Source organism: Pseudomonas sp. (assembly GCF_035512415.1).
GTDB lineage: Bacteria > Pseudomonadota > Gammaproteobacteria > Pseudomonadales > Pseudomonadaceae > Aquipseudomonas.
This window is the reverse complement of the sequence record NZ_DATKDZ010000013.1, coordinates 222,908-236,674: the sequence shown is the minus strand read 5'-3', so window position 1 is coordinate 236,674 and position 13,767 is coordinate 222,908. Positions and strand designations below refer to the sequence as shown.

The 13,767-nt window shown below is 63.5% G+C and carries 14 protein-coding genes; 5 read left to right on the top strand and 9 right to left on the bottom strand.

Annotated elements, in window-relative coordinates:
* Positions 1–6: 6 nt before the first annotated feature.
* Positions 7–1,308: a D-amino acid dehydrogenase gene (gene dadA / locus VMP31_RS06685; RefSeq protein WP_325505334.1), complete on the bottom strand. Its 1,302-nt coding sequence runs from the start codon at positions 1,306–1,308 to the stop codon at positions 7–9.
* Between the two features lie 154 nt (positions 1,309–1,462).
* On the opposite strand from dadA, the gene dadR reads away from it, so the two are divergent.
* Positions 1,463–1,951 carry a transcriptional regulator DadR gene (gene dadR / locus VMP31_RS06680; RefSeq protein WP_160487796.1) on the top strand — a complete coding sequence of 163 codons (489 nt, stop codon included), beginning with the start codon at positions 1,463–1,465 and terminating at the stop codon, positions 1,949–1,951.
* Positions 1,952–1,969: 18 nt separating this feature from the next.
* On the opposite strand, the gene VMP31_RS06675 is transcribed toward dadR, so the two are convergent.
* The gene (locus VMP31_RS06675) at positions 1,970–2,323 is read right to left on the bottom strand and encodes a YkgJ family cysteine cluster protein (RefSeq protein WP_325505331.1); all 354 of its coding nucleotides are present in this window, start codon (positions 2,321–2,323) and stop codon (positions 1,970–1,972) included.
* A 175-nt stretch (positions 2,324–2,498) separates the two neighbouring features.
* Here VMP31_RS06675 and VMP31_RS06670 point away from each other — a divergent pair, with 175 nt between their 5' ends.
* A complete protein-coding gene (locus VMP31_RS06670; protein WP_325505329.1) occupies positions 2,499–3,812 on the top strand; it encodes an FAD-binding oxidoreductase in 1,314 nt (437 codons plus the stop codon).
* A 135-nt stretch (positions 3,813–3,947) separates the two neighbouring features.
* Here the strand turns inward: VMP31_RS06670 and VMP31_RS06665 are convergent, their stop codons facing one another.
* Positions 3,948–4,193 carry a DUF1127 domain-containing protein gene (locus VMP31_RS06665; protein WP_325505327.1) on the bottom strand — a complete coding sequence of 82 codons (246 nt, stop codon included), beginning with the start codon at positions 4,191–4,193 and terminating at the stop codon, positions 3,948–3,950.
* Between the two features lie 181 nt (positions 4,194–4,374).
* On the opposite strand from VMP31_RS06665, the gene VMP31_RS06660 reads away from it, so the two are divergent.
* Positions 4,375–5,817 (top strand): PLP-dependent aminotransferase family protein, encoded by a 1,443-nt coding sequence (locus VMP31_RS06660; RefSeq protein WP_325505325.1) that lies wholly within the window; start codon positions 4,375–4,377, stop codon positions 5,815–5,817.
* 3 nt (positions 5,818–5,820) lie between these two features.
* Here the strand turns inward: VMP31_RS06660 and VMP31_RS06655 are convergent, their stop codons facing one another.
* The 3 genes from VMP31_RS06655 to VMP31_RS06645 form a co-directional block, all read right to left on the bottom strand.
* Positions 5,821–6,777, bottom strand: a complete 957-nt coding sequence (locus VMP31_RS06655) for an OmpA family protein (protein WP_325505323.1) — start codon at positions 6,775–6,777, stop codon at positions 5,821–5,823.
* A gap of 99 nt (positions 6,778–6,876) precedes the next feature.
* The gene (locus tag VMP31_RS06650; protein ID WP_414705437.1) at positions 6,877–8,133 is read right to left on the bottom strand and encodes an MFS transporter; all 1,257 of its coding nucleotides are present in this window, start codon (positions 8,131–8,133) and stop codon (positions 6,877–6,879) included.
* An 83-nt stretch (positions 8,134–8,216) separates the two neighbouring features.
* Positions 8,217–9,710: an aldehyde dehydrogenase gene (locus tag VMP31_RS06645; protein WP_325505322.1), complete on the bottom strand. Its 1,494-nt coding sequence runs from the start codon at positions 9,708–9,710 to the stop codon at positions 8,217–8,219.
* A gap of 250 nt (positions 9,711–9,960) precedes the next feature.
* Between VMP31_RS06645 and VMP31_RS06640 the strand changes: the two genes are divergently transcribed.
* Positions 9,961–10,326 carry a cupin domain-containing protein gene (locus VMP31_RS06640; RefSeq protein WP_325505320.1) on the top strand — a complete coding sequence of 122 codons (366 nt, stop codon included), beginning with the start codon at positions 9,961–9,963 and terminating at the stop codon, positions 10,324–10,326.
* 166 nt (positions 10,327–10,492) lie between these two features.
* On the opposite strand, the gene rpmG is transcribed toward VMP31_RS06640, so the two are convergent.
* Both rpmG and rpmB read right to left on the bottom strand, forming a co-directional pair.
* A complete protein-coding gene (rpmG, locus tag VMP31_RS06635; RefSeq protein WP_022960960.1) occupies positions 10,493–10,648 on the bottom strand; it encodes a 50S ribosomal protein L33 in 156 nt (51 codons plus the stop codon).
* A 10-nt stretch (positions 10,649–10,658) separates the two neighbouring features.
* Positions 10,659–10,895, bottom strand: coding sequence for a 50S ribosomal protein L28 (gene rpmB / locus VMP31_RS06630; protein ID WP_090240685.1), 237 nt, complete (start codon positions 10,893–10,895; stop codon positions 10,659–10,661).
* Positions 10,896–11,450: 555 nt separating this feature from the next.
* Between rpmB and VMP31_RS06625 the strand changes: the two genes are divergently transcribed.
* Positions 11,451–13,040 (top strand): ABC transporter substrate-binding protein, encoded by a 1,590-nt coding sequence (locus VMP31_RS06625; protein WP_325505306.1) that lies wholly within the window; start codon positions 11,451–11,453, stop codon positions 13,038–13,040.
* Here the strand turns inward: VMP31_RS06625 and radC are convergent.
* On the bottom strand, positions 13,037–13,711 hold the full coding sequence (gene radC, locus VMP31_RS06620; protein WP_325505304.1) for a RadC family protein: 675 nt from the start codon (positions 13,709–13,711) through the stop codon (positions 13,037–13,039). The two genes, VMP31_RS06625 and radC, sit on opposite strands and share 4 nt — an antisense overlap.
* Positions 13,712–13,767 lie beyond the last annotated feature (56 nt).

The window sequence follows — 13,767 nt, the reverse complement described above, 5'->3', positions numbered from 1 at the left end:
AGCCTATCAGGTGCGCAGCGGCTGCGGCGCGGCGGCCGCTTCACGCGGCTTGCGCGATGCGTAACGCGAGATGTCCAGGCCCTCGCTGCTGATCTGCGGGCGCTTGTTGCCGATCAGATCGGCCAGCAGGCGACCGGAGCCGCAGGCCATGGTCCAGCCCAGAGTCCCGTGGCCGGTGTTAAGGAACAGGTTACCCAGCCGGGTGGCACCGACGATCGGCGTGCCATCCGGGGTGGCCGGGCGCAGGCCGGTCCAGAATTCGGCCTGAGCCAGGTCACCGCCCTGCGGGTAAAGATCGGCGGTGATCATTTCCAGGGTGGCGCGGCGCTTGGGGTTGAGGCTCAGGTCAAAACCGGCGATCTCGGCCATGCCGCCCACACGAATGCGGTTGTCGAAACGGGTGATCGCCACCTTGTAGGTTTCGTCGAGGATGGTCGAGGTGGGGGCCATCTCGGCATTGGTGATTGGCACGGTCAGCGAGTAGCCCTTGAGCGGATACACCGGGGTTTTAATGCCCAGCGGCTTGAGCAGTTGCGGGCTGTAGCTGCCGAGGGCGAGCACGTAGCGGTCGGCGGTTTCCAGCTTGCCGTCGATCCATACGCCATTGACCCGATCACCCACCGCGTCGATACGCTGGATGTTCTGGCCAAAACGGAATTCCACGCCCAGGGCCTTGGCCATCTCGGCCAGCTTGCTGGTGAACACCTGGCAGTCGCCGGTCTGGTCGTTGGGCAGACGCAGCGCGCCGGCCAGCTTGTCGGTAACCGCGGCCAGGGCCGGTTCAACCCGGGCGATGCCGGCGCGGTCGAGCACTTCATAAGGCACGCCGGATTGCTGCAGCACGGCGATGTCTTTCGCCGCGTTGTCCAGCTGGGCCTGGGTGCGGAACAGCTGGGTAGTGCCCAGGCTGCGGCCCTCGTAGGCGATGCCGGTCTCCAGACGCAGTTCGTCGAGGCAGTCGCGGCTGTATTCGGACAGACGCACCATGCGCTCCTTGTTCACCGCGTAACGGCTGGCGGTGCAGTTGCGCAGCATCTGCGCCATCCACAGGTACTGGTCGATATCGCCGGTGGCCTTGATCGCCAGCGGGGCGTGCTTCTGCAGCAGCCACTTGATGGCTTTCAGCGGGATGCCCGGTGCGGCCCAGGGCGAGGCATAGCCGGGAGAGACCTGGCCGGCGTTGGCGAAACTGGTTTCCATGGCCGGGCCGTCCTGACGATCGACCACCACCACCTCGAAACCCTGGCGCGCCAGGTAATACGCACTGGCCGTACCAATTACACCGCTACCCAGAACCAGAACCCGCATAACCTTCTCCTCGTCGCGACCCAGCGCGACGGACAGTGCCCGAACCACAATTGAGCGCAGTATAAGAAGAGACGAGCAGTGCTATTCACTATATAAATAGCTATATTTGGCGAGAATTCTTGGCAAAAACGCCTTCAGCAGAGGGGGATCCACCATGCGAACCCAACATCAGAGCCGCCGCGAGCTGGACAAGATCGACCGCAATATCCTCCGCATTCTCCAGGAAGACGGCCGCATCAGCTTTACCGAGCTGGGCGAGCGGGTCGGCCTGTCCACCACCCCCTGCACCGAGCGCGTACGCCGCCTGGAGCGCGAGGGCATCATCATGGGCTACCACGCCCGGCTCAACCCGCAGCAGCTCAAGGCCAGCCTGCTGGTATTCGTCGAGATCAGCCTGGACTACAAGTCCGGCGACACTTTCGAGGAATTCCGCCGCGCCGTGCTCAAGCTGCCCCACGTGCTGGAGTGCCACCTGGTGTCCGGCGACTTCGACTACCTGGTGAAGGCGCGGATCAACGAAATGGCCAGCTACCGCAAACTGCTTGGCGACATCCTGCTCAAGCTGCCGCATGTGCGCGAGTCGAAGAGCTATATCGTGATGGAAGAGGTCAAGGAGTCGCTTAGCCTGCCAGTACCGGAGTAATCCGTAGGGCGCGCTGCGCTACACCAGACGCTGGCGGGTGCTGGCGATCAGTTGGTGCACCTGCTTTTCCACCGCCGCCTCGATCGGCTGCTCGGGGCCTTGCCCGCGCGGGCACGGCAGGCTCGGGGTGGTGCCGAACAGGCGGCAGATCAGCGGGCGCTGGTCATACACCTGGCAACCTTGCGGGCCCAGGTGCACACAGTTGAACTCGGCCAGGGCGGCGTCGTGTGCGGCATCGCTCCTGACCGGCAGCCGCGCCAGCTCCTCGGATGAGGCGGTAACCGGGCCGCAGCAGTCGTGGCAACCCGGCACACAGGCGAATGCGGGGATCTGCAAACGCAGGTGGTCGATCTTGCGGCCGGTGCAACTCATGGGAACGGTCCTGGGGGCGGATGCCCATGGTAACTGCACAGGCGGCGCAAGCGCGCCGGGGCCAGCGGCTTTACCGACGAAAAACGCGTTATTTGGCAATTGCCCCTTGGCGTATGGCGAAGCGGACGCTTATGCTTCGTAAAATTTTCCAAACACAATAATCAGGATTCCACACATGAACGCCCGCGTTCACCAGCCGGTTCACAACAGCCAGCACGCCGCCTCCTACTACGCCGCCAGCGCCAACCGGCAACTGGCCTACCCGCCACTGCAAGGCGAAATGCGTGCCGATGTGTGCATCGTCGGTGGTGGTTTCAGCGGCCTTAACACGGCGATCGAGCTGGCGCAGAAGGGACTCTCGGTGATCCTCCTCGAAGCCCACAAGATCGGCTGGGGAGCCAGCGGGCGCAACGGCGGGCAGCTTATCCGCGGGGTCGGCCATGGTGTCGAACAGTTCGAGGCGCAGATAGGTGCCGAGGGCGTGCGTCAGCTGAAGCTGATGGGCCTGGAAGCGGTGGAAATCGTTCGCCGTCGGGTCGAGCAGTTCAATATCGACTGCGACCTGACCTGGGGCTACTGCGACCTGGCCAACAAGCCCAGCCACCTGGAAGGCTTCGCCGAGGACATGGCCGAGCTCAAGCAGCTGGGCTATCGCCACGAGATGCGCCTGCTGCAAGCCGAACAGATGCATGAAGTGGTGGGCTCCGACCGCTATGTCGGCGGCATGATCGATATGGGCTCCGGCCACCTGCACCCGCTCAACCTGGCCCTCGGCGAAGCCGCGGCGGCGCAGAGCCTGGGCGTGCAGCTGTTCGAGGATTCGGCGGTCAGCCGCATCGACTACGGCAGCGAAGTCAGGGTGCACACCGCCCAGGGCGTGGTGCGCGCCGCCAGCCTGGTGCTCGGCTGCAACGCTTACCTGAATGGCCTGAACAACAATCTGGGCGGCAAGGTGCTGCCCGCCGGCAGCTATGTGATCGCCACCGAACCGCTGTCCGAAGCCGAAGCGCGGGCGATCATTCCGCAGAATATGGCCCTGTGTGACCAGCGCGTGGCCCTGGACTATTACCGCCTGTCCGCCGACCGCCGCCTGCTGTTCGGCGGTGCCTGCCACTACTCTGGGCGCGACCCGGCGGACATCGCCGGCTATATGCGACCGAAGATGCTGGCGGTGTTCCCACACCTGCACGATGCGCGCATCGACTACCAGTGGGGCGGCATGATCGGCATTGGTGCCAACCGCCTGCCGCAGATCGGCCGGCTCAAGGAACAGGCCAACGTCTACTACGCCCAGGCCTACTCGGGCCACGGGGTCAACGCTACCCACCTGGCCGGCAAGCTGCTCGCCGAGGCCATCGCCGGCCAGGCCAGCAGCGGCTTCGACCTGTTCGCCAAGGTGCCGCATATGACCTTCCCCGGCGGCAAGCACCTGCGCTCGCCACTTCTCGCGTTGGGCATGCTCTGGCATCGACTTAAAGAGCTGGTCTAAGAACCTTTCTCGGATCTGCTGCGCTACACAGTAGCCCGGATGCAATCCGGGGGCGATTTGCCAGAAGGTAGATTTCCCCGGATTGCATCCGGGCTACAAAAAATGCCGCGCACTTGCCCGGCATTTTCTCCTTGCTTAGAGCCTCCAGAACGGCAGAAAAGCCTCGCGCCTGGCCTGTTCGCGGCCCAGGCCGACATCCTTGAGCTGTTCATCGGTCAGCGTCAGCAGCGCCCGGCGAGTCGACAGGCGCAGCCAGAATGCGCTCCAGCGGCTTACAGCCGGCTTGGCCGCGCCCGCCTGAGCATACAGATGCCCGCCAGCGGACTCCTGCTGCAACTCGCCTGATTTCATTGTCAGCCTGACATCACTTAATCCGTTCATCGCCTGCTCCTGCCCGTAAGCCTGATGGGAGATCATGATGAGCGACGCGGAAAAAGCATGACAGATTCAAAAAATAACTTTTAAATCCATACAGACCGCGGCATCCACGCTCTGAATGGTGGATTTGCGGTCTATCTGTACTGGCTGGTGGAATTCCAGGGGAAAGTGCGAGGTAACTGTTATGACGCTTTATATCAATCTGGCCGAATTGCTCGGCACCCGTATTGAGCAGGGCCTGTACCGCCCCGGCGATCGCCTGCCCTCCGTGCGCGCCCTGAGCCTGGAACATGGCGTCAGCCTGAGCACAGTGCAACAAGCCTATCGCCACCTGGAAGACCAGGGCCTGGCCACCCCCAAACCCAAGTCCGGCTACTTTGTGCCCCAGGCCCGCCATCAGCCGGCGCTGCCCATGGTCAGCCGCATGGCTCAGCGCCCCGTGGACGTATCGCAGTGGGATCAGGTGCTGGAGCTGATCAGCCACCCGCCCGGACAGGAGGGCCTGCTGCAACTCGGCCGTGGCCGGCCGGATATCGACAGCCCGACGCTCAAACCGCTGCTGCGTTCACTGTCACGTCTGAGCCGTCGCCAGGACGCCAGCAGCCTGACCTACGGTTGCATTTACGGCCACCTGGGCATGCGTGAACAGATTTCGCGACTGATGCTCGACTCCGGCTGCAGCCTGTCGCCCGAGGAGATCATCGTCACCACCGGCTGCCACGAGGCGCTGTCGGCGGCGATTCGAGCAATCTGCGAGCCGGGCGATATCGTCGCGGTGGATTCCCCCAGTTTTCACGGCGTGATGCAGGCGCTGAAAGGCTTTGGCATGAAGGCCCTGGAACTGCCCACCGACCCGATCAGCGGAATCAGCCTCGAGGCCCTGGAGCTGGCCCTGGAGCAATGGCCGATCAAGGCCATTCAGCTGACCCCGACCTGCAACAACCCGCAGGGCTATATCATGCCCGACGCCAACAAGCGCGCCCTGCTGGCCCTGGCGCAGCGCTATGACGTGGCTATTATCGAGGATGACGTCTACGGCGACCTGGCCTATAGCTACCCACGCCCACGCACGATCAAATCCTATGACGAGGACGGCCGCGTGCTGCTCTGCAGCTCGTTTTCCAAGACCCTGGCACCCGGCCTGCGCATCGGCTGGATCGCCCCGGGACGCTATCTGGATCGCGTACTGCACATGAAATACATGGGCACCGGCAGCACCGCCCAGCTGCCGCAGCTGGCCATCACTGAATACCTGGAAGCCGGCCATTACGAACCGCACCTGCGGCGCATGCGCGCGCAGTATCAGCGCGGACGCGACCTGATGATCGACTGGGTCAGCCGCTATTTCCCTGCCGGCACGCGGGTCAGTCGGCCCCAGGGCAGCTTTATGCTGTGGATTGAACTGCCGACAGGTTTTGACAGCCAGCGCCTGAACCGCGAACTGCTGCCACACGTCATCCAGATTGCCCCCGGCAGCATCTTTTCCGCCGCCGGCAAATACCGCAATTGCCTGCGCATCAACTACGCCGCCAAGCCCAGCAGCAGCCTCGAAGAGGCCATCCGCCAGACCGGAGTCTGCGTCGCCAGGTTGCTGGCCGAGCAGCAGCTCGCGCCGGGAGAAGACTGAGCGCTACTCGGGGCGTTCGACCAATTCGACCCGACGGTTGAGCGCGCGGCCCTCCTCGCTGCGATTGCTGGCCAACGGAGCTGCCATGCCCACACCCACGGCCGTCAGGCGTTCGGCGGCAATGCCGTGCTGCTCGACCAGCGCCTTGACGATGGATTGCGCGCGCCGCTGCGACAGCTCGCGGTTGTAGTCCAGCGCCCCTTTGCCGTCGCTGTGGCCGACTACCAGCACCTTGAGTGCCGGGCTGGCCTTGAGTAGCGTGGCGATTTCCTCCAGTTGCGGCGCGGAGTCAGCACGCATGCTGGCCTGATCAAAATCGAAGAGGATGCCGTACAGCGTCACCCGCCCCTTGGCGTCGATATCCGCCTGCATGGCCGGGGCCTCGACCACCACCATGCGCAGCTCCATGGCCTGCTGCTCAAGCACCTCGAGCTGGACCATGCTGCGGCCCTTGTTAGGCCCGCCGCCATCCTGGTTCAGCACCACATAGAGCGCGGCGTAGACATCGCCTTGCGGGCGCGCCAGCTTGGCGAACAGGTAGCGCTGCTGCTGATGGTATTCGCGAAAGGGCGCAGTGGTGGTCACCGCATGGTTGAAGTTGCGCCCGCCGCACTGCTCCCGCTCGCAGACGAACAGCAGCTCGAAGCCGGCGTCCTGCAGGGCCTGCTGGTAATTGCGCTGCACCTCCAGGGGGGTGCGCTCAGCCGGGGCGCGGTAGCTCAGCTGGGTCAGCTTGCCCTCCAGCACCAGGGTTGCCTCGGCATTTTTCGTCAGGCCGCCATAGGCCTTGGCTGGACTGCGCAGAAAAGCCTTATCGGTAAACGCCTGGGTGGCGTAGCGGATGATCTCCGCGCCCTCGTAGCGCGGGATCAGCGGATGATCGCTGCTGCCCGGCAGGTCAGTGGCCTGCACGCTCAGGGCGCAGACCACACTCAGGCACAAACCGATAACCCTGCGCATAACCTGCCTCCAGTCCTGGCGCAGGCCACCGGCGGCCGCGCCTGCCAGCAACGCTAGCCGGCAATGCCAGGCCGTGCCAGGAGCCCTGCCGAACGGCGCTCAGGCCTTGGCGGGCAGCGCCTCGCTAAAGGCTCCGCGACGAAACGCCAGCCAGACGAAGAACGCCGCGCCCAGGGCCATCAGCACCGGTAGGGCATGGCCGCTGACCCACTGGCTGGCGGCACCGGTGGACAGCGGCCCGAGCAGACAACCCGCACCCCAGAGCAGGGCGATATGGGCATTGGCGCGCACCAAGGCATCATCCCGATAGCGCTGGCCGACCAGGATCAGCGACAGGGTGTAGAGCCCACCGGCACTGGCCCCGAACAGCACCAGCACCGGCCAGATCAGCGGCGTATGCAGCACCACGGGAATGCTCAGACTGGAGCCCAGCAGCACCACCCCGCAGCAGCGGAACAGGGTCTGCCGCGGCACCCGGTCAGCCAGCCAGCCGATGGGCAGCTGCAGGGCGGCATCGCCCACCACCACAGTGCTGACCATGATCAACGCCAGTTGCTGGGCGAAACCTTCGCGCAGCAGGTAGACCGGCAACAGGGTCAGGACCATGGCCTCGAAGGCGGCAAACAGCACCACTGCCCAGGCAATCGCCGGCGAGGTTCGGCAGAACACCAGCACGCCACGCCCGGAAGCACTCTGCGCATCGACCTTGGGCGCGCCATCATGGCCCAGCAACAGCAGACAGCCCGCCACCAGCAGACCCGCGGAAAACCAGAAGCCATGGTCGCTCTCGGTGCCTATCAGGGTCAGCAGCAGCGGCCCGCACAGCTGACTAAGGGCGAAGCCGGTGCCGTACAGGGCCACCAGGCGGCCGCGCAGACGGTCCTCGACCAGCTGGTTGATCCAGCTTTCGCCGAGGACAAACACCACGGTCAGGGAAATACCGATCAGCAGGCGCAGCAGCAACCACAGCGGATAGCTCGGCATCACGCTGAGCAGCCCCACCGACACCGCGCTGGCCAGCAGGCACAGGCGCAACGTCTGCGGCGTGCCGAACCAGCCGGCCAGATGCCCGGTCAGGCGCGCCCCCAGCAACACCCCCACCGCCGGCATCGCCGCCATCACACCGATGGCAAAGGGGCCATAACCCCAGGCCTCGAGGCGAAAGGACACCAGCGGCAGGGTCACGCCCAGCGACAGCCCGACTATCACCACCGCCGCGCTGACGGCGAAATAGGTTGCCCACTTCATCTGCTCAACTCCATTCCTTGGGTGCCTCAGGCACCGCTCGCAAAGCCCGGCGCGCGAATGCAAGGCGGCCGGGTTCCTTGGGGAACCCGGCCGCGGGTCTGGCTCTATGAGCCGATCCTTTGGAGGATCGACCTTACTGGCTGCCGAAGCGGCGGCAGCCGCGGGGATGCTGTTCAAGCCATCCCGGTTGCTTACAGCTTGATCCAGGTTGCCTTGATTTCGGTGTACTTGTCGAAGGCGTGCAGCGACTTGTCGCGGCCGTTGCCGGACTGCTTGAAGCCGCCAAACGGCGCGGTCATGTCGCCGCCGTCATATTGGTTGACCCACATACTGCCGACGCGCAGCGCCTTGGCCGCCAGGTGCGCCTTGGACAGGTTGCTGGTCCAGATCGCCGCCGCCAGGCCGTAGATGCTGTCGTTGGCGATCTTGATCGCCTCCTCAGTGCTGTCGAAAGCAATAACCGTCAGCACCGGGCCGAAGATCTCTTCCTGGGCGATACGCATGGCGTTATGGGCATCGTCGAAGATGGTCGGCTCGACATACTGGCCGCCGGTTTCTTCCAGGGTGCGCTTGCCACCACAGAGCAGCTTGGCCTGGTCGGCATGGCCGGCTTCGATATAGCCGAGCACCGCATTCAGATGGCCAGCATCAACCAGTGCGCCGACCTTGGTGTCCGGGTCCAGGGAGTGACCGGCTTTCCAGCCCTGCATGGCTTCCAGCACCATGGGCATAAATTGATCCTTGATCGAACGCTCCACCAGCAGGCGCGAGCCGGCGGTGCACATCTCGCCCTGGTTAAAGCAGATCGCCGCCGCTGCAGACTCGGCCGCCGCCTTGAGGTCCGGGGCGTCGGCGAAGACGATATTGGCGCTCTTGCCGCCCGCCTCCAGCCACACGCGCTTCATATTGGATTCGCCAGCGTAAATCATCAGCTGCTTGGCGATTTTGGTCGAGCCGGTAAACACCAGGGTGTCGACATCCATATGCAGGGCCAGGGCCTTGCCGACAGTGTGGCCGTAGCCCGGCAGCACGTTGAGCACGCCCGCAGGGATGCCGGCCTCCAGCGCCAGCTGCGCCATGCGCAGGGCGGTCAGCGGGGATTTTTCCGAGGGTTTGACGATCACCGAGTTGCCGGTGGCCAGGGCCGGGCCGAGCTTCCAGCAGGTCATGATCATCGGGAAGTTCCACGGCACAATGGCCGCGACCACGCCTACTGGCTCACGGGTGACCAGACCCAGTTCGTCGTGGGGGGTAGCCGCCACTTCGTCGTAGATCTTGTCCACCGCCTCGCCGCTCCAGCGGATGGCGCGCGAGGCAGCCGGTACATCGACCGCCAGGGCATCGCCGATCGGCTTGCCCATGTCCAGGGTTTCCAGCAGCGCCAGTTCCTCGGCGTGGGCATCCAGCAGGTCGGCGAAACGGATCATCACGCGCTTGCGCTGGGCCGGAGCCATACGCGACCAAACGCCGGACTCGAAGGTGGCGCGGGCGTCTGCCACGGCCAGCTCGGCGTCGGCCAGGTCACAGCTGGCCACCTGGCCGAGCAGACGGCCGTCGACCGGGCTGATGCAATCGAAGGTCTGCCCGGACAGCGCCGGACGGAATTCACCATGAACGAAGGCACGGCCTTCGATCTTCAGGTCGTTGGCGCGCTGCTCCCAGTCGGCACGAGTCAGGCTAGTCATTCGGGCATCCTCTAACGGTAAAAGTGCTGCAGCCTCGCCGCGGGCACTGTCAATAATTCTGCATGGGCCTCACAACCCAATCCTGCCGGCAACACTAAACCAGAGGCCTGCACACTTCCAATATTTTTTACAAAAACTGGAAAATCAGCCTTGTTATGTGTGCTTTATTAAACATAGACTGCCGAAATCGTAACCCCAATCGACAACAAGCCTGGCCATAACAGGCGCTCAATCCCTACCGGACATGCTGATGAACATCGAAAAGATTGTCGACTTCGCCACCGCCACTACCACACCCGAACATTACCGTCCGGCTGCAGAGAAAGTGCTCAAGGGCGACCCCGAGCAGAGTGTGCGCAACCACTACGGCAGCCCCTGCGGTCAATTCAACGCGGGCATCTGGGAAGGCGCGGTGGGCCAGTGGACGGTCAACTACAGCGAACACGAGTACTGCGAAATCCTTGCCGGCGTATCGGTGCTGCGTGACCAGGACGGCAACGCCAGAACCGTGCGCGCTGGCGACCGCTTCGTGATCCCCGCCGGCTTTTCCGGCACCTGGGAAGTGCTGGAGCCCTGCCGCAAGGTCTACGTGATCTTCGAGCAGGCCCAGGCCTGAACAACCCGCTCATGTGTCACCCTTTAGCCCGCCCCGAGCGGGCTTTTTTACGCCCGGCTGCCTGCACCCGGCGCTAGCCGTAGGCGCGACACGCCGCCCGAGGTAAATCCCGGGCAAGAAAAAGCCCGCCATAAAGGCGGGCTTTTTCGGCAAGGAGCCCGATCAATTACTTGATCTTGCCTTCCTTGTACATCACGTGCTTACGCACAACCGGATCGAATTTTTTAATTTCGATTTTGTCCGGAGTGGTGCGCTTGTTTTTGTCGGTAGTGTAGAAATGACCAGTACCGGCACTCGAGATCAAACGGATCAGTTCGCGCATGACTTACTCCTTAAACCTTTTCGCCACGAGCACGCAGCTCGGACAGAACGACGTCAATACCACGCTTGTCGATGCAACGCATGCCTTTGGCAGAAACGCGCAGACGCACAAAACGGTTCTCAGACTCGACCCAGAAGCGATGATGCTGCAGGTTCGGCAGGAAACGACGACGGGTTTTGTTGTTTGCGTGGGAAATGTTATTCCCAGTTACCGGACCCTTACCGGTAACTTGACAGACTCTCGACATGCCTCAGCCCTCTAAAACCACATGCCCAACCCGGCATGGGTTGGCCGCATAAACTCAATATCATTGGCGCTCGGCGCCGCGTATCTCGAGGGTCTTACCAGCTGCACAACAAAGCGCACGAACCGGGCCCCTACAAAAGAGCGCTGCTTTATACCAGAAAGCCCAAGGTGCAACAAGGCCAACCGCACTTTGTCTGAATCTGTCGTACCGCCCATTTCCCCAGCGCCGCCAGCAGGGCCGGGCCGGACAGGCATCTGCCGCTCGTCGCCTGGCCGCGCTGTTCGAGCACGCGCTTATCGCCTAGCAGCCTGTCGGATTTGACCGCCCGTAGCGAGGGAAAGGCCGTGGTCCGACATTTCGGTTTGAGTCAGTTTTGCTGATTTCACGAGGCGGGGGGCCGCCCCGCGAATAGCTAGCTATTTAACGAGGGAAAGCAGCAAAAATGGCCACATCCGGATTTCCGCAGTAGGGCAGCGTTAAGCCCGACAGGCTGCTAGGGTAAGGCTTTTGCTGGCGCACCCTGTTGGGCGCACCGCATCCAGGAAGGAGTTTGCCATGCGCCGTATCGCCCCAACACTGCTGTTCGCCAGCCTGCTGAGCCCACTGCTGGTTCAGGCCGCCACCCTCAACGTCTGCACCGAGGCCAGCCCGGATGGCTTCGACGTGGTGCAGTACAACTCGCTGACCACCACCAACGCCTCCGCCGATGTGCTGATGAACCGCCTGGTGGACTTCGACGCCGCCAGCGGCCAACTGCTGCCGAGCCTGGCGCAGAGCTGGGAGGTCAGTGAGGATGGTCTCAGCTACAGCTTTGTCTTGCGCGAAGATGTCGCCTTCCACACAACCGACTACTTCAGCCCCAGCCGCCCACTGAACGCCGACGACGTGCTGTTCAGCTTCCAGCGCATGCTCGATCCGGCGCATCCGTGGCACAAAACTGCCCCGAGCGGTTATCCACATGCGCAGTCGATGCAACTGCCGAGCCTGATAAAAAGCATCGACAAGACCGGCGAACACAGCCTGCGCTTTAGCCTTAACCGCCCGGATGCGACCTTTCTCGCCACCCTGAGCATGGGCTTCGCCTCTATTTATTCCGCCGAATACGCCGAACAGCTGATGCAGGCCGGCACCCCGGAAAATCTTAACAACCAGCCCATCGGCAGCGGCCCGTTTGTCTTCAAGCGCTTCCAGAAGGACGCCCAGGTGCGCTACAGCGCCCACCCGAGCTACTTCGCTGGGAAGCCTGGGGTAGACAACCTGGTGTTCGCCATCACCCCGGATGCCAATGTGCGCCTGCAAAAGCTGCGCCGCGGCGAATGCCATATCGCCCTTTCGCCCAAGCCCCAGGACGTGCAGGCCATCAGCGGCGATAACAATCTGCAGAGCGCACATACCGCTGCCTTTATGACCGCTTTCGTCGGCATCAACAGCCAGCACCCGCCGCTGGATCAGCCCGCCGTGCGCCAGGCGATCAACCTGGCTTTCGACAAGGCCAGCTACCTCAAGGCCGTGTTCGAAAACAGTGCCGAAGCCGCCAACGGCCCCTACCCAGCCAATACCTGGAGCTACGCCAGCGAACTGCCCGGCTACGCCCACGACCCGCAGAAAGCCCGGGGGCTGCTCAAACAGGCCGGCCTGGCCGATGGTTTCAGCACCACCATCTGGACTCGCCCCACCGGCAGCCTGCTCAACCCCAACCCGAGTTTGGGCGCGCAGTTACTCCAGGCTGACCTCGCCAAGGTCGGCATCCAGGCCGAGATCCGCGTGATCGAGTGGGGCGAGCTGATTCGCCGCGCCAAGGCCGGCGAACACGACCTGCTGTTTATGGGCTGGGCGGGCGACAACGGCGATCCGGATAATTTCCTCACCCCGCAGTTCGCCTGCGCCTCGCTGGAATCCGGGCTGAACTTCGCCCGTTATTGCGACCTGCGACTGGACAAACTGATCGCCGACGGCAAAAGCACCAGCGACCAGGCGCAACGCAGCCAGCTGTATAAGGAAGCGCAGCAGATCATCCAGCAGCAGGCGCTGTGGCTGCCCCTGGCCCACCCGACCGCCTATGCGCTAATGCGCAAGCAGGTCGAGGGTTATCAGGTCAGCCCCTTCGGTCGCCAGGACTTTTCCAAAGTGCGACTGGTGCCTTAGAGCCAACCGTACTCGGCCATCGACAGCGGCTCACCATCGCCGACGATAAAGTGGTCGAGTACCCGCACATCCACCAGTTCCAGTGCTTCTTTCAGGCGGCGGGTCAGCACCCGATCCGCCTGGCTCGGTTCGGCTACGCCCGAGGGGTGGTTATGGGTCAAAATTAGCGCCGCCGCGTTATGTGCAAGCGCTCGTTTAACCACCTGGCGCGGGTAGACGCTGGCGCTGTCGATGGAGCCATGAAATAGCGCCTCGAAACCCAGCACCCGATGCTTGGCATCAAGAAACAAACAGCCAAAAACTTCGTGGGGCTCGTGGCGCAGCAGCGCCTTGAGGTAATCACGCACCGCCTGCGGGCTTTCCAGGGCGGAATCGCGGCGCAACTGCTCGGCCAGGTGGCGGCGGGCCATTTCCAGCACCGCCTGGAGCTGGGCGAACTTGGCCGGGCCCAGCCCCAGACGCTGACTAAAGGACGGCAAATCGGCCTGCAACAACGCACGCAGCCCGCCAAAATCGCCGAGCAGGTGGCGCGCCAGGTCCACCGCGCTCTGCCCGGCCACGCCGGTACGCAGAAAGATCGCCAGCAACTCGGCATCGGTCAGGCTGACGGCCCCCTGGGCCAGTAATTTTTCCCGCGGGCGCTCTGCCGCGGGCCAATCGCGAATGCTCATAACACCTCCTTGTGGTCGTCCCGCCAGCCTCCGGGCAAAGGCCGCAGGGCTAGGCA